Genomic DNA, 21,098 nt, shown 5'->3' on the forward strand with positions numbered 1-21,098 from the left:
CTAGCTCTCTAACTCGATATCGATGCCCAGCGAGCGGATTTTCCTTCACGAGTACGTTGAAGGATTCCGGCATGCCTGCCTGCATGGTGTGGTCGCCATCCACGATGTTTTTATACATCTTGGTGCGGCCTTCGACGTCGTCCGACTTGACGGTGAGCATCTCTTGTAGCGTGTACGCGGCGCCGTATGCTTCCAACGCCCACACTTCCATCTCACCGAAGCGCTGACCACCGAACTGCGCCTTACCACCCAGCGGCTGCTGCGTAACAAGCGAGTAAGAACCGGTAGAACGCGCGTGCATCTTGTCGTCTACCAAGTGGTTAAGCTTCAGCATGTACATGTAGCCAACGGTGACCGGACGGTCAAACTCGTCGCCAGTACGGCCATCGTACAGCGCCATTTGGCCAGACTCAGGAATGTCCGCCAGCTTCAGCAGATGCTTGATTTCGTGCTCTTTGGCACCGTCAAACACCGGCGTGGCCATCGGCACACCGCCTTTGAGGTTCTTCGCCAGCGCGAGATGACTTCGTCATCGGTCAGCGAGTCGATATCCTCAACGCGGGTACCCGGCGTGTTATACACCTGACCCAGGAAGTCGCGAATTTCAGCAACCTGCTGGCCACGAGCATCACGCAGCATGGCGTCAATCTTGACCCCGAGACCACGTGCCGCCATACCCAGGTGGGTTTCCAGGATCTGACCGACGTTCATACGCGACGGTACGCCCAGCGGGTTCAGCACCACGTCGACCGGCTCGCCCTTCTCGTCGAACGGCATGTCTTCGATGGGCATGATCGCGGAGATAACACCTTTGTTACCGTGACGACCGGCCATCTTGTCACCGGGCTGAATGCGACGCTTGACCGCCATATAGACTTTGACGATTTTCAGCACGCCCGGTGCGAGGTCGTCGCCCTGGGTCAGCTTGCGCTTCTTATCTTCGAAACGCTCGTCCATCTCTTTACGGCGGTTCTCGAGCTGCTCATCAGCCTGGGCCAGCAGTTCGTTGTAGGCTTCATCCTGCATGCGCAGTTTTAACCACTGCTGACGCGGCAGCTCGTCGAGATATCCTCGTCCAGCACGTCGCCTTTCTTCAGGTTCGGGCCGCCATTAACCGCTTGGCCATCCAGCGTACGCTTCAGACGCTCAAAAGTAGCGTCTTCGGCAATACGGTAGGTTTCCTGAAGATCTTTACGCACTTCGTCCAGCTGCATCTGCTCGATGGAGAGTGCGCGGGAGTCTTTTTCAACGCCGTCACGGGTAAATACTTGAACGTCGATAACCGTACCTTTCATGCCGGTCGGGGCACGCAAGGAGGTATCTTTTACGTCAGACGCTTTTTCACCAAAGATGGCGCGTAGCAGTTTCTCTTCTGGCGTCAGCTGGGTTTCGCCTTTGGGCGTTACCTTACCGACCAGAATGTCACCGGGACCAACTTCAGCACCAATGTAAACAACGCCCGCCTCGTCCAGTTTACCCAGCGCGGACTCACCGACGTTGGGAATATCGGAGGTGATCTCTTCCGGCCCTAACTTGGTGTCGCGAGACACACAGGTCAGTTCCTGAATGTGGATCGTGGTGAAACGGTCTTCTTGAACAACCCGCTCTGACAGCAGGATGGAGTCCTCGAAGTTGTAACCGTGAACGCGATGCGCATGTTCTGGCCAAGCGCCAGGTCGCCCATGTCGACAGACGGGCCATCGGCCAGAATGTCACCACGTGCAACGCTGTCGCCAGGACGCACGATGGGGCGCTGGCTCATACAGGTTTTCTGGTTAGAACGGGTTTCCTTGGTCAGGTTGTAGATATCAACGCCAGCTTCACCGCCGATGATTTCATCTTCGGAACCACGACACGACGCGCATCGACGGAGTCGATCACGCCGCCACGACGCGCCACGGCACAGACGCCGGAGTCACGGGCAACGAAACGCTCCATGCCGGTACCTACCAGCGGCTTATCAGCACGCAGGGTCGGAACGGCCTGACGCTGCATGTTCGCACCCATCAAGGCGCGGTTAGCATCATCGTGCTCAAGGAACGGGATCAGTGCCGCCGCGACCGATACGACCTGACGCGGAGATACATCCATCAGCGTCACTTGCTCAGGACGCATAAAGGTGGTCTCACCGCGGTGGCGTACCTGTACCAGGTCATCAATCAGCTTGCCGGACTCGTCAACCGCCGCAGACGCCTGGGCGATAACAAAGTCACCTTCCTCAATCGCTGACAGGTGCACGATATCGTCAGTGACCTGACAGGCATTCACTTTGCGGTACGGTGTTTCCAAGAAGCCGTAGCTATTGGTATGACTGTACGTTGCCAGCGAGTTGATCAGACCGATGTTCGGGCCTTCCGGCGTTTCGATCGGGCACAGGCGGCCGTAGTGCGTAGCGTGAACGTCACGTACTTCGAAGCCTGCACGCTCACGGGTCAGACCACCCGGGCCGAGTGCAGACAAACGCCGCTTGTGAGTCACCTCAGACAGCGGGTTGTTCTGGTCCATAAACTGAGAAAGCTGGCTAGAACCGAAGAACTCTTTCACCGCCGCCGCTACGGGCTTGGCGTTGATCAGGTCTTGCGGCATTAGACCTTCGCTTTCCGCCATGGAAAGACGCTCTTTCACCGCGCGCTCAACGCGCACCAGGCCTACACGGAACTGGTTCTCGGCCATTTCGCCAACGCAGCGAATACGGCGGTTACCCAGGGGGTCGATATCGTCCACCTCGCCGAAGCCGTTACGAAAATTTATCAGCTCGCGCAGCACATCGAGGATGTCCTTGCGATCCAGCACGCCGGAGCCGGTGTCGCTTTCACGACGCAGGCGACGATTGAACTTCATCCGACCAACGCCCGACAGGTCGTAGCGGTCTTCGGTGAAGAACAGGTTATGGAACAGCGTCTCGGCAGCCTCTTTGGTAGGCGGCTCGCCTGGGCGCATCATGCGGTAAATCTCTACCAACGCTTCCAGCTGAGAACCGGTGGTATCCGGTTTCAGGGTATCGGAAATGAACGAACCGCAGTCGAGGTCGTTGGTATAGAGGGTTTCGATATGCGTGATACCGCCCTGAGCCATACGCTCAAGGACTTCCGGAGTGATTTCCGTATTACACGGGCAGATCAGCTCACCGGTTTTGGTATCGATCTGATCTTTGGCCAGCGTTTTGCCGAACAGGTACTCCATCGGCACTTCCAGACGCTCAAGGCCAGTTTTTTCCAGCTGACGAATGTGCTTCTGGGTAATCCGGCGGCCCTCTTCCACAATCACGTCGCCTTCGCCATCCTTGATGTCGAAGGTCGCGGTTTCACCGCGCAGGCGTGACGGTACCAGCTCCACAGAAAAGCCGGTCTTCTCAATGTGGAATTTGCTGGTTTCGAAGAACTCAGCCAGGATCTCTTCGGTGCTCATACCCAGCGCACGCATCAGTACCGAGGCCGGCAGTTTGCGGCGACGGTCAATACGTACAAAGACGTTGTCTTTCGGGTCGAACTCGAAGTCCAGCCAAGAGCCACGGTAAGGAATCACGCGAGCAGAGTAGAGCAACTTACCAGAGGAGTGGCTCTTACCTTTGTCGTGATCAAAGAACACACCGGGCGAGCGGTGGAGCTGGGAAACGATAACCCGCTCAGTACCGTTAATGACAAAGGTACCGTTCTCGGTCATCAGGGGGATTTCCCCCATGTAGACTTCCTGCTCTTTGATATCCTTGATTGCCTTGTTCGAAGAGTCGCGATCATAGATGATCAAGCGAACCTTGACGCGCAGCGGAGCGGAATAGGTCACGCCACGCAGCTGACACTCTTTGACATCGAACGCTGGCGTACCGAAGCGGTAGCTGACGTATTCCAGGGCCGCATTGCCGGAGAAGCTCTCGATCGGGAACACGGACTTGAACGCCGCGTGCAAGCCAACCTCGTGGCGCTCGTCGGGCGAACGATCCTGCTGGAGAAAGTCGTAGTAGAAATCAAGCTGGATGGCCAGCAAGTAAGGCACATCCATCACTTGGGGCAGTTTGCCGAAATCCTTGCGGATGCGTTTTTTCTCAGTATATGAGTAAGCCATCTGTATTCCCCAGCTTGTTCACCATTGGGTGACCGATGCGTGGTCATCTGCCCCGCGGGCGTTTCAGACGCAGACAGCAAGCTCCTAAATCGGTAGCTCGCCGTCAAAAATCTTGATAGATAACAGTGTTACAGTAGTGCTGTTCGCGCTTTGCTGTCGCTTGCTAGCATCACTCGCGCTTCACAACTTACGCGTTACAACAACGTACGCTTCACAACAACGGTCTTACTGTTTTGCTGCTTTTTACCGCAGCGCTTCTGCTGTTGCCTTGCAGCATACTACAACAGAAAAAGGCCGGCAGCGGGATAGCCCGCCGCCAGCCGTGGAAGCTTACGCAGCGCGTAAAGCCATCAGCACAAGTATTACTTGAGCTCGACGGGTTGCGCCCGCTTCTTCCAGCTTCTTCTTAGCTGCTTCAGCGTCGTCTTTAGACATCGCTTCTTTGATGGTCGCCGGCGCGCCGTCAACGGCACCTTTGGCTTCTTTCAGGCCAAGACCGGTGATTTCACGAACAGCTTTGATGACGTTAACTTTCCTATCACCAGCGGAAGCCAGTCCCAGGTCAAATTCAGTCTGCTCTTCAGCAGCTGCTGCGCCGCCAGCAGCCGGGCCAGCCATAACGGCTGCCGCTGCAGAAACGCCGAATTTCTCTTCCAGCGCGTCGATCAGCTCGACAACTTCCATTACGGACATGTCGGCTACAGCATTGATGATATCGTCTTTGGTCAGTGCCATTGTTTCATTCCTAACTTTGCGGGAGTCTCGGTCGGCCGAGAGCTCGGGGTTCATTGCTCGGCTCAGGCAGCGTATCGATCACATCGCTCACGCCGCCTGCAAGAAACGCTGCTTAGGCAGCTTCTACTTCTTGCTTCTGGTCGCGCAGGGCGGCCAGAGTACGAACCAGCTTGCCAGCGGAGGCTTCTTTCATTACCTACATCAACTTGGCAATTGCCTCGTCGTAAGTCGGCAGGGTTGCCAGACGATCGATGTCAGCAGCCGGAATCAGCTCACCTTCGTAGGCCAACGCCTTAACTTCGAAGTTCTTCTCGTCTTTAGCGAACTCTTTGAACAGACGAGCAGCAGCGCCCGGGTGTTCAGTAGAGAAAGCCAACAGAGTAGGACCAACAAAGCTCTCGTTCAGACACTCCCACTGAGTGCCTTCGAGTGCGCGGCGAGCCAGCGTGTTACGAACAACACGAAGCTCTACACCGTTCTCACGCGCCTGCTTACGCAGATCGGTCATTTTACCAACCGTGACGCCGCGAGAATCGGCAACTACGACGGAGAGTGCGCCCTTGGCCGCTTCACTGACCTCGGCAACAATCGCTTTCTTGCCTTCAAGTGCTAGTGGCACAGTGATCTCTCCTTCGTGCCGGAACCCATAAAAGGCTCCGGTGGTTACCATCTCTTCCAGGTTATGACTGCTAACCCTGGAAGCCTTAGGGGATGGTGCTCACCAGAAAGCGGCTTGCGAAAAGCGTTAACCAACTGGCGGCCACACCATCTGCGCAGGCGCTCTAGGGCGATTAAGCCGCCCCATCTTCAAAAGACAAGGCGGCACCTGCGGTCTTTGACGGCGCCTCGCTTGGCATAACACCAAACGAGGGACCGCAAAGTTCTTGCTCGGTTCTTACTAAAAACCTGCCGACAACTCGCTTATACCAGCGCAGAGTGGTCGATAGTCAAACCCGGGCCCATGGTAGAGGACAGGGTAATCTTCTTAAAGTAGATACCGTTAGAGGAGCTCGGCTTGAGCTTCTTCAGGTCGGCAACCAGCGCTTCCAGGTTGCCCTGAACAGCGGTCGCTTCAAAATTAACTTTAACCAGCGTGGTGTGGATAATACCGTTTTTGTCGGTACGGAAACGTACCTGACCCGCTTTGGCGTTCGTGACCGCAGTCGCCACGTCAGGCGTTACGCTCCCAACTTTCGGGTTCGGCATCAGGCCGCGCGGACCAAGAATCTGGCCCAGCTGACCTACAACGCGCATCGCATCCGGAGAGGCGATAACCACGTCGAAGTCCATCACGCCTTTCTTGACCTGCTCAGCCAGCTCGTCCATACCCACGATGTCAGCGCCTGCTTCTTTAGCAGCATCGCGTTAGCACCTTGGGTGAAGACCGCTACGCGTACGTCTTTGCCAGTACCATTAGGCATAACGGTGGCGCCACGTACAACTTGGTCAGATTTACGCGGGTCAACGCCAAGGTTGATCGCAACGTCAAGAGACTCGTTGAACTTAACAGTAGACAGCTCAGAAAGCAGCGCAACGGCTTCTTCCAAAGAGTATGCTTGGCGTGGGCCTACTTTATCGCGAATAACTTTCGCGCGCTTAGACAGTTTAGCCATGATCAGAGACCCTCCACGTTTAAGCCCATGCTACGAGCGCTGCCAGCGATGGTGCGCACCGCGGCGTCGAGATCAGCAGCCGTCATATCCGGCTCTTTGGTCTTAGCGATCTCTTCGAGCTGCTCGCGAGTCACGGTACCAACCTTCTTCTTGTTCGGCTCACCAGAACCAGACTTGATGCCCGCTGCTTTTTTCAGCAGAACGGCAGCCGGCGGTGTCTTGGTGACGAACGTGAAGCTACGGTCAGAGTAGACAGTGATCACGACAGGCGTCGGCAAACCTGGCTCAATTTCTTGAGTGGCAGCGTTAAACGCCTTACAGAATTCCCTGATGTTCACACCGTGCTGACCCAGCGCGGGGCCTACGGGCGGACTCGGGTTGGCTTTACCTGCAGCAACCTGCAGTTTGATGTAAGCCTGTACTTTCTTGGCCATGGTAAATACTCCAGTTGGGTGATAGCGCCTGACGGCTCCCCGGTACGCGTAAAGCAGCGCTGGGCTGCTTTACATGAATCCAGAGTGGCACGCACTCCGCCCCACCCTGCAATATTATGAACTTACTCTTTTTCTACCTGAGAGAATTCAAGCTCAACAGGCGTCGCACGCCCAAAGATCAGTACGCTGACCTGCAGGCGGCTCTTGTCGTAGTTCACTTCTTCAACGACACCGTTGAACTCAGCAAACGGACCATCAATAACGCGGACAGACTGACCCGGCTCAAACATAGTTTTGGGCCGCGGCTTGTCGGTACCATCTTTCACACGACGCAGAATTGCTTCGGCTTCGCGGGTAGTAATCGCGGCGGGTTTCTCTTTGGTACCACCAATAAATACCATGACGCGTGGCGTTTCATTCACCAGGTGCCAGGTTTCGTCTACCATTTCCATCTCGACAAAAAAGTAGCCGGGATAGAATTTGCGCTCACTCTTACGCCGCTTACCGTCGCGCATTTCAACCACTTCTTCCGTCGGCACCAGGATCTCGCCAAAGCGATCTTCCATGCCATACATCTTCACACGCTCGATAAGCGAGCGCATGACATGCTTTTCAAACCCGGAATAAGCGTGGACCACGTACCAACGTTTGGACATGAATGCTCCTAACCACTGACGCCGGACATCGCCCAGCCAAGAAGAGTATCGATCAACCACAGCATCAGACCCACCACCAACACAGCTACCAGCACAATGGCGGTTGTCTGAATGGTTTCAGGGCGGGTCGGCCATACAACGCGCTGAATCTCTTTCTTGGCGCTTATGGCAAGCTCAACTACAACCCGACCTTTTGTGGTTGTTAAGGCGATCAAACCAGCAAGCGCACACGACACCACCACACCCAAGACGCGGTAGAGCAGGCCAATATCGGCGAAATAGGTATTACCAACGACTGCAACGACAAGCAGCGCCACAACCGCCGCCCACTTGAGCCCGTCATGGCGCGCCTGTTGCACCTCTGCGCCATGTTTTACGGAACTAGGCTTCATAAAAACGAGACTCCTAAGGGTGCAGCGAGCGAGAAAGGAATTCTAGAAAAGACATACCAACCTGGGGAAGGTTGGCAGGCCAGGAGGGAATCGAACCCCCAACCTGCGGTTTTGGAGACCGCTGCTCTGCCAATTGAGCTACTGGCCTGTATCGTCATGCACGCAAGCAAACGCCTACGCAACAGCGGGCGCCATAATAGCGGAGAAACCTCCGCCTGACAACCCTTACTTTTACCCTTCCCAAACCACCGAAGGGCAGAGACAAAAAAAGCGAGCTTCGCTCGCTTTTTCCGCAATATGGAGCTCATGGACGGAACTGAACCGTCGTCCTCCCCCTTACCAAGGGTGTGCTCTCCCCCTGATCTACATGAGCCAAACCACATCAAACTGGAGCGGGCGGCGGGAATCGAACCCGCACCATCAGTTGGAAGGCTGAGGTTCTACCATTGAACTACGCCCGCCGAACTTGCCTATAGAATGACAATCCGTTGCACGAGAAACAGTAGCTAATGCCCGCTTACCGGCTTTTCATTGCCAAACGCTGATTAAATCAGCGCTTGATGAAACTGGTGGAGAGGGAAGGATTCGAACCTTCGAAGCTTTCGCGGCAGATTTACAGTCTGCTCCCTTTGGCCACTCGGGAACCTCTCCAGCTGTGGCGGCACATTATGCCAGCCTCCAAAACGGTGTCAAGCCTGCAAACTCTTTATTTATCAAAGCCTGCTGGATGCAACGCCTTCTTAAGCGCAGCTTCCGCTCTGGAACGCGCTGCATTCTGTCAAAGAAGCATCGAGAATGCAAGGCCTGCGCGAATTTTTTCTAATGATACCGGTTCTGGAACCCGAGGAGCACCTGACATCTTGCCCGCCCGTTCGGCAAAGGTGAGCGGAAAACTGGCCTCAAGCCCGCCATATACCATATCGGGCCATACCGCATGGGGCACCTGCACACCGCGGGAAACGACTCTGGCATCACCACCGGTGAGCAGCACTGGTAGCGCCACCCCCTGCTGGTCACACACTTCGCTATAGATACGGTTAATCGCACTGACGGCTGCCATATAGATACCGTGATTCACAGCATCCACCGTGCGCCGCCCTGGCTCTAGCAATGCATCGGCTTCGCTTTCCGGGTCGATGGCGACGTTGCGCTTTCCTAGCTTCAGACTCTCTTTCATGAGCCGCAGGCCGGGAATAATGAAACCACCCAGGTGCACACCGCCAGGTAGTACGAAGTCAATGGTAATGGCGCTACCGCAATCCACCGCGCAGCAACCACCCGCCAGCTGGTAGCCCGCCAGCGCTCCCATCCAGCGGTCAACGCCCAACCGGCCCGGCTCTTCATAACCATTGACCACGCCGAGCGCTTCTGGCGTTGAGCGCGCCACATAAACGTGACGCACCTGACGGCGTAGCAACGTCACAGTCTCATCCAGCACAGCAGCCCTGGCCACACTGGATATCCGCACGGCTTCGACGACATCCAGGTCGGGAATATCCGCCCCCGGGCGCCACTCTTCCCGTGTCCACACGGCACCTCGCGAGCGGATCTCACTGCTCTCGGCATCTTTAAGCCGCCATTTCGACAGCGTGTTGCCGATATCCAAATCCAAAATCATAAGCGCCTACGTACGCTGATCTCACCGCCCGATAGGCGTCGCGAGTGACCGTTTTCAGTAACCCACAGGTTACCACTCTCATCCACATCTCCCGCCACAGCATCGCTTGAGCGCTCACCTTGAATCACTCGGATGGGTAGGCCTGCATAAGCATGGCGCTGATTCCACGCATCAAGCCAAGGCGCAAAGCCACTGTTTTCAAAGCCCGCCAGCATACCCAACAGCCCCGACACCATATCGGCAGCCAACTGGTTGCGGGAAATACCTGCCTTGGCATCAAACAGCGCCGCCACCGGCTGGTCAATGGTGGCCCGCAAGCTATCCGGTAACGACAGGTTCATGCCCATGCCAATCACTACTTCACAAGGGCCTGCCGCATCACCGGTCACTTCAATCAAAATACCAGCCAACTTACCTAACTCATCACCTTTCTCGGCCAGCAGTACATCGTTAGGCCACTTTAGCTTGGGCGATACGCCATACTGCTCAAGCACCTGAGAGACCACCACGCCGACTGCTAGGCTTAACCCCTCCAGGGCATTAATGCCTGACTCAAAGCGCCAGCCTGTCGACACCATTAGGCTCTGCCCCCAGGGGGTCGACCACACTCGTCCACGGCGACCGCGCCCGGCAGTTTGCAGCTCGACGAAGCACACCTCGCCATGGCCCGGCCCCCTGTGAAAAGCGCTCGCGCAGGTACTCGTTACTTGAAGGAAGCTGATCTTCAACAAATAAGCGTGCCAACAAGTGGCGAGCATCGGCAGGCAGCCGCTCGACGATTTTGGCACCGTCTAGCGGTTCCAACGGATGTGCCAACCGGTAGCCACGCCCTTTCACGGCGACCAGCTCCACGCCCAGCGCTTCTAATTTTTTTAGCTGTTTCCACACGGCGGCTCGGGAAACGCCCAGCGCTTCGCCTAATTGTTCACCGGAATGAACTTCGCCATCGCTCAACAAACGCATCAGGTTACCGATGGTCATGTGCTTGCCCCAACTGGGAAAACGCCTATCTTAACGGAAGCGTCACAACAGCGAAAACTGCCGCGTTTAGGTTATTGACTTGCTGCTTTATTTAAGACAGCGCTGGTAGTGGACCGCCCCCAGACCCTATAATGCCGCCCTATTTTTCCAGCAGGATCGCGTCGTGATTCGAGAATCTTCGCAACATTGCCATCATCGCCCACGTTGACCACGGTAAAACTACCTTGGTAGACAAACTGTTAAGCCAGTCCGGCACGCTCGACCGTAAGGCCGAAGGCCAAGAGCGTATCATGGACTCTAATGACCAGGAGAAGGAGCGTGGTATTACCATCCTGGCCAAAAACACCGCTATTCAGTGGCAGGATGGTAAATGGTACGGGCTACCACATCAACATCGTGGACACCCCTGGGCACGCCGACTTCGGTGGCGAAGTTGAGCGTGTTATGTCCATGGTGGACTCGGTTCTGCTGCTGGTTGACGCCGTAGACGGCCCGATGCCACAAACCCGCTTCGTTACCCAGAAAGCCTTCTCCCAGGGCCTGAAGCCGATCGTGGTGGTTAACAAAATCGACCGCCCCGGTGCACGCCCTGATTGGGTTATCGACCAGATTTTTGATCTGTTCGACAACCTGGGTGCCACTGACGAACAGCTCGATTTCCCGATTATCTACTGCTCGGCGCTGAACGGTATTGCTGGTATGGATCCGGAAGCGCTGGCCGACAACATGGACCCGATGTTCCAAGCGATTGTGGACATCGTTGAGCCACCGAAAGTTGAAGTTGATGGCCCCTTCCAGATGCAGATTTCTGCCTGGACTACAACAGCTACGTCGGCGTTATCGGTCTTGGCCGCATTAAGCGCGGTTCTGTGAAGCCTAACCAGCAGATTTCAGTCATCAGTGTTGATGGTACGACTCGGAAAGGCAAAATCGGTCAGGTCATGACCCACATGGGCCTTGGGCGAGTTCAAACCACCGAAGCCACCGCGGGCGATATCGTATGCATCACAGGCATCGAAGACCTGGCCATCTCGGACACTCTGTGTGACCCGAGCGCCGTTGAAGCGCTGCCGCCGCTGTCTGTTGATGAGCCGACCGTTTCTATGACCTTCCAGGTCAACGACTCGCCATTCGCGGGTAAAGATGGCAAGTTCGTCACCAGCCGTAACATCAAAGATCGTCTGGAGCAGGAACTGATTCACAACGTCGCCCTGCGCGTCGAGCAAGGCGAAACACCCGAGAAATTCAAAGTCTCTGGCCGTGGCGAACTGCACCTGTCGGTACTGATCGAAACCATGCGTCGTGAAGGCTTCGAGCTGGCCGTTGGCCGTCCGGAAGTTATCATCAAAGAGATCGACGGTGTTAAGCAAGAGCCCTACGAAGAAGTCATCATCGACTGTGAAGAACAGCACCAGGGCTCCATCATGGAAGAGCTTGGCTACCGTAAAGGTGAGATGACCAACATGAACCCGGATGGTAAAGGCCGAGTTCGTTTGGACTTCATTATCCCGGCGCGTGGCTTGATCGGTTTCCCTGGCCAGTTCCTGACGCTAACTTCCGGCACCGGCATCCTGACCAGCCGTTTTGACCACTACGGCCCGCTGAAGCCCGATGCGTCTATCGAGCGTCGTAACGGCGTGCTGGTGTCTATGGTAGGCGGTAAAGCGCTGGCTTACGCACTGTACGCCCTTCAGGAGCGCGGCAAGCTCATCATCGACCACGCGACCGAAGTGTACGAGGGCATGCTGATCGGTATTAACAACCGTGCCAACGACATGGTGGTGAACCCGACCAAGGGTAAAAAGCTCGATAACATGCGCTCTACCGGTAACGATGAGAACATCGTTCTAACGCCGCCGATCAAGTTTACCCTTGAGCAAGCCATCGAGTTCCTGGACTCCGATGAGCTGGTAGAAGTCACGCCCAGCCACATCCGCCTGCGCAAGAAGCACCTGACCGAAAACGAGCGTAAGCGCGCTAGCAAAAAGTAAAGCTACCCCCGCCTCATTCACGAGGGCGCTGATTGAGCGGTCTGAAGGTACTGGCTGTTGGCATTGCTTATCAGGATTCGCATCTTCAGCGCGAGTGGCTGTTGAGTAATGCCAAAACGCTGGAATTTTCCCGCTTTCTTATAGCTCTTTGGAATCAATTGCGGCCGTCCAAGCAGCCGCGACAGCGTGGCTTGAGACGGCCGGTCCTGGACCAGGGGCGTCATGCCGCGTGCATCGCCGTTGCATGAGGGCGTCCAGATGGATAGGCTTTCACCCATAGCGGATGGCTCTCTTGGTTCAGGTTCTTGGCGGAACACACTGAATTTTCAAGAGAATACCATTCGCTATCTTCGTTATCAGGTCGGCCTCATGAATAAGCCGGGCTTAATCTGGAACCGTCACGCCAAAAACACAAGCAACGGTTTCTAACACTCGTGGTTTTCTGACGCCGACGCGTCTAGTCGCTCTGCCAAGCGCTTCTGGCGGCGCTTGTTGCGGTACATACGCACCAGCGCAATGACCAGTGCACACGCCACCATAGCGGCCAGCACACCGCCCTGCCAGGGGCGTGCTGCGTCGCCGAGGACGGTTTCGAGGGTAATGATGAGCGCCAGGCCAAGTGCCTGGGTACCTATGGCCAGGGCGCGCAGGGTGTCAAAAGAGGATTGCGGCATCGACATCTCCGTCATGTGAAGCGTGCATGGTATGGTGGCCCAGTGTACCTGCTTATCGGAACGACTATGAATGCCATTGCTCTCGGTCCACTGCTGATTTCCACACCCCGCCTCTATGCCTTTGGCTGTGCACTGCTGCTGCTTGTCAGTAGTCGCTACCTGCTGGGGCTGCCCGCTAAGCAGCATGGCCGTTGGTTTAATGGCTTGCTGGTGGTGTGGCTACTGGGGGCACGCGTGGCGTTTGTGGCCCTTAACTGGGAGAGTTATAGCGCTACCCCGCTCGACGCCCTAAAAGTGTGGCAGCCGGGCTATCACGCGCTGGGTGGACTACTTGCCGGTTTACTGTGGACCGGCTGGACACTGCGTGCACGTCTGCTGGCGATGATCGGCGGACTCGCCATGACGGTAGGGGCCGTTAGCCTCTGGTTGGTGCTGGTCACGCTGGCCCCGCTAGGCCAGCAATTTGCCGTGGCATCACTGCCCGACGTCACCCTGGAAGACCTCGATGGAAACGCGGTTAGTCTCTCCTCGCTGACGAATCAAGATGAGCTCATTATCGTGAATTTATGGGCCACCTGGTGTCCCCCCTGCCTGCGTGAAATGCCGCTGCTGGAAGAGGCCGACCAGCGCGAGGGCGTTACTGTCGTGGTGGCCAATCAGGGCGAGGACTTACTACCTATCGCACGCTACCTAGACGAGCAGTCGCTGAGCTTTCGCTACCCGTTGCGCGACCCACAGCAAACCCTAATGGCCCAGTTTCAAGCCCCAGGCCTCCCCACTACTGTGCTATTTGACCAGACAGGCAAGACGCTGGACGTCCATGTGGGAGAGCTCACTCGAGCACAGTTAGAGCGCTGGTTAAGCGATTGACCACGATAGACCTTAATACCCCCGTTGCTTTGCGTTAGAATCCCCCGCCCTGTTTGCCACTGGTGACCTGCCCAGCGGCGTACGACCGATTTTGACGACTTCCTCGAGGCATCATGAGCGATTTTTCTCCCGGCCAGCGCTGGATTAGCGACGGCGAGGCTGAGCTTGGACTCGGCACCGTGCTTAACTGCGACGCCCGTAGCGTTACCATCTTGTTCAGTGCCAGCCAGGAAACCCGTACCTACAACACCCGCCAAGCACCGCTCACCCGCGTCATGTTCGGCAGCGGCGACCGCGTGCTCTCTGCCGACGGCTGGCAGATGATCGTTGATGACAGCAAAGAGACCCGCGGCCTGATCACCTACATTGGTGAAGATAGCGAAGGCAACCTGCGCGAACTGCCTGAGGCGAAGCTGGCCGACACCATGCAGTTTGACCAAGCCCGTGACCGCCTGCTGACCGGTCAGGTAGACCGTAACGACTGGTTTGATCTGCGCTTTCGTACGCTGCACCACTATCAGCGCATTGAGCAGCACAGCGCGCTGGGCTTTGCTGGGCCACGTATTGATCTCATTCCCCACCAGCTCTATATCGCCGACGAAGTGGCCGGACGCCATGCGCCGCGGGTACTGCTGGCCGACGAGGTAGGCCTGGGCAAAACCATTGAGGCGGGCTTGATTCTCCACCGCCTGCTGCTGGCAGGCCGGGTAGAGCGCGCGCTGATTCTGGTGCCCGACAGCCTGACCCACCAGTGGCTGGTAGAGCTGCTGCGCCGTTTCTCACTAAACGTGACACTGCTGGACGAGCACCAGAGCCAAGCCCACGGCAGCGCCAACCCGTTCGAGAGCGCCCAGCTCGTGCTGGCCAGCCAAGGCTGGCTGTTCGCCAACATTCATCGCCAGGACCAAGCCCTGGCCAGCCGCTTCGACCTGCTGATTGTCGATGAAGCGCATCACCTGGACTGGAGCCCAGAAAGCAGCGGCCCCGGCTACCAGTGCGTGGAACAGCTCGCCTCTGAGATCCCGGGCTTGCTGCTGCTCACCGCCACGCCAGAACAGAATGGGGCTGGAGAGCCACTTCGCGCGCCTGCGCCTGCTGGATGCCGAGCGCTACCACGATATCGAGCGCTTCAAAGAGGAGGAGCAGCACTACGTGGCGGTGGCCGAGGCCATCGATGCTCTCGAGGAACTGCCCCAGACCGCGAGCGCCCGTGAACGCGTCGCCGCCGTAGCCGACGACCGAGATAGCCAAGCGCTGCTCGCCACGCTGTGCCACCCAGAGGCAAGCCCTGAGCAGCAGGACGCCGCCCGCGTCCAGCTGCGCGATGCGCTGTTAGACCGCCATGGCACCGGCCGCGTGATGTTCCGCAACAGCCGCCGCCATGTGGGTGGCTTCCCTGAGCGCCGCCTGCACTTGGCCGAGTTGGAGCTGCCGTCGGCTTACCGCCGCGTGTTGCGCCGCCTGGAGCGCGACGACGACTACCTGGACGAGCTGCTGATCGAAACCGGCATGGACCACCCGGACGTACTGATCTACCCGGACGCCATGTACCGCGAGTTAAGCAACGATCCGCTGAACACCGAGTCCTGGTGGCATATCGACCCCCGCGTCAACTGGCTGCTGGAAAAACTCAGCGACGACAGCGAGACGGGCTTTGCCAACGACAAAGTACTGGTCATTGCCCACCATCGCGAAACCGCCGAAGGGCTCGCGGAGGGCCTGCGGGTCTTGGGCGGCTACCATGCGCCGGTCTTCCACGAAGGGCTGTCGCTCGTCGAGCGCGACCGAGCCGCCGCCGCGTTTGCCGATGAAGAGGATGGCTGCCAGGTCTTGGTGTGTTCTGAGATTGGCTCCGAAGGGCGTAACTTCCAATTCTGCCGCCACCTGGTCATGTTCGACATGCCGCAGCACCCCGACCAGCTAGAGCAGCGTATTGGCCGCCTTGACCGGATCGGCCAGCGCCACGCCATCGAGCTGCACGTGCCCAACTTCACCGGCAGCCCCAGCGAGCGTCTGATGCGTTGGTACCACGAGGGTATGGATGCCTTCAGCGCGCCCCATGGGGTGGGCAGCGACCTGTTCGGTGCTTTTGGCGATGCCCTGGCCGAGGCGCTGCTCGACGATGAAGCGCTCGACGAGATTAGCGAAGAGACGCGCGAGATGTTCACTGCCAAGCTGTCCGAACGGGATGCGGGTCGCAACCGCCTGCTGGAGCTTAATGCTTGCCGCCCAGCACGAGCACAGCAGGTGATTGAGGCGGTACGCGAGCTGGACGAGGACCCGGCACTGCCCCGCTACGTGGAGCGCGCGCTGGATATCTTCGGGGTCGATAGCCAGGAGATCGGCAATGGCCTGCTCCACCTTCAGCCCAGCCAGCATATGCTGGATGGCCTGCCGGGGCTGGTAAAAGGCGAAGAGGGCTTTTCCGCCACCTATAGCCGCACTCAGGCGCTGGCGCGGGATGATGTTCAGCGGCTCTCCTGGGAACACCCGCTGCTGCGCGAAATGATGGGCCGCATTCTCGACGGCACCATGGGCAACACGGCGCTGGCGCTGCTGCGCCACCCAGCGATCCCCAGCGGGCGCTTAATGGCGGAACTGGTGTTCCGCACCCACTGCCCGGCACCCAAATCGCTGCACCTGAACCGCTTTTTGCCACCCACCGCCGTGCGGGTACTGTTGGATGAATCAGGGGCTAACCTGACCAGCAAGATCTCCTTCACCGGGCTGGGCAAAAATCTGCAGAAGGTGAACAATTCGCTTGCACGGGACTTGATCAAACGCCGCCATGACCAGCTACGCGAACTCCTCCCACAAGGGGAAGGAGAAGCCGAACGGGAGCTGCCGAGCATTGTTGAGGCCGCTGAAACCCGTATGCGTGCCCAACTGGATGCCGAGCGGGCCCGCCTGACGGCGCTGGCAGAGCACAATCCGGCAGTACGCAGCGAAGAGCTGGAAGCGCTGAAACAGGAGCGCCAAGCACTGAGCAGCGCGATTGAGAATACCCGCCTGCGGCTTGACTCCGTACGGGTCATTATCACCGTCGACCCGACCGCTTGAACTAGGCAAGTACCCGCTGGTGGCGCTATAAAATCGCCGCCAGCGCTTGCTTCAGCGTCGGGTATTGGAAATGAAAGCCTGCCTCGCTCAAGCGCGCCGGGCGCATATCCGCACCGGTAAGCAGCAGTTGTGACATCTCCCCAAAGCCCGCTTTCAGCACAAAAGCGGGCACCGGAAACATGGCCGGACGATGCAGCTGCTTGGCCAGCGCTTGGGTGAATTCGGCGTTGGTCACCGGATGCGGTGCGCTGCCGTTAAAGGCACCTGACAAGGTCGGCTCGTTGATCAGAAACATAATCGCCGCTACCAAGTCATCCCGGTGAATCCAGGGCATGAACTGCTGACCATCACCAAATCGCCCGCCTAGGCCGAGTTTGAACGGCGGCAGCATTTTCTGCAGTGTACCGCCCCCCGCTTCGAGCACCAGCCCAATACGCAGAATCGCCAGCCGGATGCCCATCGTCTCCACGGGCTTGGCCGCCGCTTCCCACTGAGCGCACAACCGATGGGCGAACTCGTCATGGGGCGTGGTGGATTCATCCACCACTTTGCTGCCCTGATCACCGTAGTAGCCCATGGCCGAACCGCTCACCATCACTTTCGGTAAGGGCTGACCATTGGCCGCCAGCTGCTCACAGAGCGCAATCAGCTGCTGAGTACTTTCCGCCCGTGAACGAATCAGCCGCTCTTTCTGCTCGGCGCTCCAGCGCTTTGCCGCGATGGACTCCCCCGCTAGGTTTACCAACGCATCCGGCGGTGTATCCACAAAGGCTTGGGCACTATCACGGATATCGCATGCCTTGGGTAGTTTTCCCCGCACGTCGTGGGGCGTGCGAGATACCACCTGTACATCGTGCCCCTGGGCAATGAGCTGTTGGCAGAGCCGTTGGCCTACAAAGCCGCTTCCCCCGGTAATTAATACCCGCATGGTGTCACTCCTTTGGCGTTGGACGTCACTTGCGCCAGCGTAGTCGCCACGACTGATCCATCAGATGGTTGATATCAAAAAGTGGTCACCGCACCGTCGCGCACGTTGCATAGCGCTTAATTGTACAATACTTATACATAACTGCTACAATAAATTTAGTTGAGCACTACCTTACTCGCGAGGATTTATGGCTGAACCGGCAAGTGTAACCTTCACTCCCTCCACCGCGCCCACCTTTGCGAGCAAAGTTGCCGACTGAACAGTATGGCCACTTCGATCATGTGGTGATCAGCGCGCCGCCTCCCCAGGCAAAAGCGCTGCGGGCAGTCAGTCATTCTTATACAGCGAGCGCGGTTTATGGCTATACGGCGGCAGCTTTCGTGGCAGCCGCGTGGAGGATGCATGGCTCTCCGGTGACGAGTTGGGAGAGGCATTATTAGGCCGGTCGGTCTAATGGAAGCTAACGCGAGGCCACACCCAAAGGGACACAGCAAAGGTTGTACCTAGTAGCCACAAGTTGTACAAAGGTGCCTATAATAGCGTGAACCTATCTAACCGATTAGGTGCTATTCAGCAAATCGCTACACGACTAAGTGGCCTAGCGCCGAACTGGTGCGACAACACGGCCACCGCAATTATTGACAGACCCTTGCGGCATTTGCCGCAGGCAACCAAGAGGCAATGGCGCCCATGAGCAACAAGGCGACCCACCCACCCGATACCCCGCTCTATCCGATTCGGGAAGTTTCCCGCTTAACGGGTGTGAACTCGGTCACCCTGCGCGCCTGGGAGCGACGCTACGGATTAATTCGCCCCCAGCGGACCCCTAAGGGTCACCGGCTCTATGCCCAGGACGATATCAGCCGTATTGAACGCATTCTCCAGTGGCTCAACCGAGGCGTGCCGGTCAGCCAGGTCGCCGACCTGCTTGACCAGCCCGAAACGGTAGAGGCCCCCGCCCCAGATGCGGGGACTGGTCTAGCCAGCGCCAGCAGCTTCTGGCGGTCATTGAAGCCGTCGACCTTCCCAAGCTGGAAGCGCTCTACCATCAAAGCCTAGCGCTCTATCCGCTAAGCGTGGCGATTAACGAGCTGTGGCAGCCCGTCATTCTAACCCTAGAAGCTAAATGGGCGGCGCAGCCAGATGATTTGGTGCGCCGCACCTTTGAGGCCTTTTTGCGTAGTCAGGTGGGTACTCGCCTGCACTACGCCAACCAGGCAACCCGCGGCCCGCTGATTCTGCTCAGCGCCATGCCCGATGACCCAGGCCCGCTGTGGGTACTGATGAGTGCACTGATGGCCAGCGAGCAGGGCTACCGAGTCCAGCTGTTTGATCATTCGCTGGCACTCGAAGACCTTGCACAAGCGGTGTCTCGCCTGCACTCCTCAATGGTTCTGCTCTCTAGCGGCCAGCGGGAAATGCGACAACTATATTCGCGTAGCGCTACCCAAAGCCGCTGAAGCGCTGGGCGTGACTATCGGCGTATGCGGTGAAGTCGCGCGCCTGCGTGAGAACGATCTGCGCGACGGTCCTGTTCATATGCTGGGCGACGATCTACCCCAGGCGATCGCCCGACTACGCCCTCTGCTGCGTGAATCAGGCATTCTTTAAGCGCACGAAAAGTCGCCAACCTAAGGGCTTTGCATGAACCTGCAGCTTGTTTGGTTTCGCAGTGATCTACGTATTCATGACAATGCCGCACTCGCCGCCGCTGCCGCCAAAGGGCCGGTAGTGGCGGTTTTTTTGCGTAGCATTGAGCAGTGGCGTGACCACGGCCACGGCGCAAATAAGCTCGATTTCTGGGCGCGTGGTGTTAGCGCGCTTAAGGCCTCGCTCAATGGCTTGAATATTCCGCTGTTGCATCGCGATATTGGGCGTTTCGACGACGCCCCCAAGGCGCTTTTAGAGGTTGCCCGCGAGCATGGCATCAAGCAGCTCCACTTCAATTATTAGTATCCGCTGAACGAGCAGCGCCGCGACCAGTCGGTGCTGGAGACTTTTCAGCAGGCCGGTATTACCGCCCAAGGCCATCACGACGCGGTGGCGTTTGCCCCCGGTACCTTGCAGACAGGCAAAGGCGACTACTACGGCGTCTTCACGCCGTTTTCAAAAGCGTGGCACAAGCAAGTTACCGCCGAGCAGTTAGCCCTGCGCGACACGCCCAGCGTGCAGTCACCGCTAGCCATTGACAGTGATCCATTACCAGCACTGCCAACGCTAGATGATGAGCCGCTGGATGGGCGTCTCTGGCCTGCGGGTGAAAATGCTGCCAGCGATAACCTTGAGCGTTTTTTACGCTTTCGGGGTCGTCACTATAAAGATCAGCGTGACTTTCCTAAGGTGCGCGGCACGAGCGAGCTTTCGCCCTACTTAGCGCTGGGCGTTATTTCCCACCGCCAGTGCCTGCAAGCGGTCATGAGCGAAAACGGCGGGCACCTTGCCGATGGCGATGCAGGCCTTACCACCTGGGTAAACGAACTCATCTGGCGCGGGTTTTATCAGCATGTAGCGGTCGGCTTTCCTCAGGTATGCCGCTACCAGCCGTTTCAAGCGCACACCAAGCAGTTGCAATGGCGGGATGACGACGAAGGGTTTGCCGCCTGGTGCGAAGGCCGCACCGGTTATCCGATTGTGGATGCCGCCATGCGCCAGCTAGTGACGACCGGCTGGATGCACAATCGCCTGCGAATGATTACGGCCATGTTTCTCAGCAAGCATCTGCTGATTGACTGGCGGCGGGGCGAAGCCTTTTTTATGCGCCACTTGGTCGATGGCGAGTTTTGCGCCAATAACGGCGGCAGGCAGTGGGAAGCCTCAACGGGGACCGATGCGGCACCTTACTTCCGCATTTTCAACCCCACGACCCAATCCACGCGCTTCGACCCAGGCGGCGAATTTATTGCTCAGTGGCTACCCGAGCTCAAGACGTTGCCTGCCAAAGCGCGCCATGCGCCGCCTCAGGACATGCTCAACCCGATTGACTACCCAGCGCCCATCGTTGACCACAAAGCGGCTCGCCAGCGGGCGCTGGATGCCTTCAAAGCGCTCTCCAAATAACGTTAACCTCAGCACCTCTCCATAGCG

General features: G+C 57.6%; 9 protein-coding genes, 4 tRNA genes and 8 pseudogenes. 5 read left to right on the top strand and 16 right to left on the bottom strand.

The features are described from left to right. The 13 genes and pseudogenes from rpoB to B4967_RS15605 all read right to left on the bottom strand — a co-directional run bounded on the left by rpoB (position 1) and on the right by B4967_RS15605 (position 10,491). A pseudogene (gene rpoB / locus B4967_RS21440) lies at positions 1–4,062 on the bottom strand (DNA-directed RNA polymerase subunit beta). A gap of 330 nt (positions 4,063–4,392) precedes the next feature. Continuing rightward, positions 4,393–4,797, bottom strand: coding sequence for a 50S ribosomal protein L7/L12 (gene rplL / locus B4967_RS15550; RefSeq protein ID WP_083026217.1), 405 nt, complete (start codon positions 4,795–4,797; stop codon positions 4,393–4,395). A gap of 112 nt (positions 4,798–4,909) precedes the next feature. Next, positions 4,910–5,416, bottom strand: a pseudogene (gene rplJ / locus B4967_RS15555) (50S ribosomal protein L10). Between the two features lie 302 nt (positions 5,417–5,718). Further along, positions 5,719–6,410, bottom strand: a pseudogene (gene rplA / locus B4967_RS15560) (50S ribosomal protein L1). Between the two features lie 2 nt (positions 6,411–6,412). Then, positions 6,413–6,844 carry a 50S ribosomal protein L11 gene (gene rplK, locus B4967_RS15565; protein ID WP_083026219.1) on the bottom strand — a complete coding sequence of 144 codons (432 nt, stop codon included), beginning with the start codon at positions 6,842–6,844 and terminating at the stop codon, positions 6,413–6,415. 122 nt (positions 6,845–6,966) lie between these two features. Next, positions 6,967–7,500: a transcription termination/antitermination protein NusG gene (gene nusG, locus B4967_RS15570; protein WP_083026221.1), complete on the bottom strand. Its 534-nt coding sequence runs from the start codon at positions 7,498–7,500 to the stop codon at positions 6,967–6,969. Positions 7,501–7,508: 8 nt separating this feature from the next. Next, positions 7,509–7,892 (bottom strand): preprotein translocase subunit SecE, encoded by a 384-nt coding sequence (secE, locus tag B4967_RS15575; RefSeq protein WP_083026223.1) that lies wholly within the window; start codon positions 7,890–7,892, stop codon positions 7,509–7,511. Positions 7,893–7,964: 72 nt separating this feature from the next. Continuing rightward, positions 7,965–8,040 (bottom strand) — tRNA-Trp (locus tag B4967_RS15580). Positions 8,041–8,190: 150 nt separating this feature from the next. Continuing rightward, a tRNA-Thr gene (locus B4967_RS15585) sits at positions 8,191–8,265 on the bottom strand. A 15-nt stretch (positions 8,266–8,280) separates the two neighbouring features. Further along, a tRNA-OTHER gene (locus tag B4967_RS15590) sits at positions 8,281–8,353 on the bottom strand. A gap of 106 nt (positions 8,354–8,459) precedes the next feature. Further along, positions 8,460–8,543, bottom strand: a tRNA-Tyr gene (locus B4967_RS15595). 127 nt (positions 8,544–8,670) lie between these two features. Next, entirely contained in the window at positions 8,671–9,510 is an 840-nt protein-coding gene (locus B4967_RS15600; protein ID WP_083026225.1) for a type III pantothenate kinase, read from the bottom strand. Then, positions 9,507–10,491: pseudogene (locus B4967_RS15605) on the bottom strand (biotin--[acetyl-CoA-carboxylase] ligase). The gene B4967_RS15600 and the pseudogene B4967_RS15605 overlap by 4 nt, the downstream one beginning before the upstream one ends. Before the next feature lie 185 nt (positions 10,492–10,676). Between B4967_RS15605 and typA the strand changes: the two are divergent. Further along, a pseudogene (gene typA, locus B4967_RS15610) lies at positions 10,677–12,482 on the top strand (translational GTPase TypA). Positions 12,483–12,499: 17 nt separating this feature from the next. Here typA and B4967_RS15615 read toward each other — a convergent pair. Together B4967_RS15615 and B4967_RS15620 are read right to left on the bottom strand one after the other, a co-directional pair. Beyond that, the gene (locus tag B4967_RS15615; protein ID WP_062373733.1) at positions 12,500–12,760 is read right to left on the bottom strand and encodes a hypothetical protein; all 261 of its coding nucleotides are present in this window, start codon (positions 12,758–12,760) and stop codon (positions 12,500–12,502) included. Between the two features lie 147 nt (positions 12,761–12,907). Then, positions 12,908–13,156 (bottom strand): hypothetical protein, encoded by a 249-nt coding sequence (locus B4967_RS15620; protein ID WP_044630330.1) that lies wholly within the window; start codon positions 13,154–13,156, stop codon positions 12,908–12,910. A 66-nt stretch (positions 13,157–13,222) separates the two neighbouring features. On the opposite strand from B4967_RS15620, the gene B4967_RS15625 reads away from it, so the two are divergent. Further along, a complete protein-coding gene (locus B4967_RS15625; RefSeq protein WP_062373735.1) occupies positions 13,223–14,026 on the top strand; it encodes a TlpA disulfide reductase family protein in 804 nt (267 codons plus the stop codon). 113 nt (positions 14,027–14,139) lie between these two features. After that, a pseudogene (gene rapA / locus B4967_RS15630) lies at positions 14,140–17,086 on the top strand (RNA polymerase-associated protein RapA). A gap of 25 nt (positions 17,087–17,111) precedes the next feature. Here rapA and B4967_RS15635 read toward each other — a convergent pair. Next, the gene (locus B4967_RS15635) at positions 17,112–18,014 is read right to left on the bottom strand and encodes a TIGR01777 family oxidoreductase (RefSeq protein WP_083026227.1); all 903 of its coding nucleotides are present in this window, start codon (positions 18,012–18,014) and stop codon (positions 17,112–17,114) included. A gap of 690 nt (positions 18,015–18,704) precedes the next feature. Between B4967_RS15635 and B4967_RS15640 the strand changes: the two are divergent. Continuing rightward, a pseudogene (locus tag B4967_RS15640) lies at positions 18,705–19,625 on the top strand (MerR family transcriptional regulator). Between the two features lie 33 nt (positions 19,626–19,658). After that, positions 19,659–21,071: pseudogene (gene phrB, locus B4967_RS15645) on the top strand (deoxyribodipyrimidine photo-lyase). The last annotated feature ends 27 nt before the right edge of the window (positions 21,072–21,098 follow it).

This window comes from Vreelandella lionensis (assembly GCF_002087295.1).
In the GTDB taxonomy this organism is placed as follows: Bacteria; Pseudomonadota; Gammaproteobacteria; order Pseudomonadales; family Halomonadaceae; genus Vreelandella; species Vreelandella lionensis.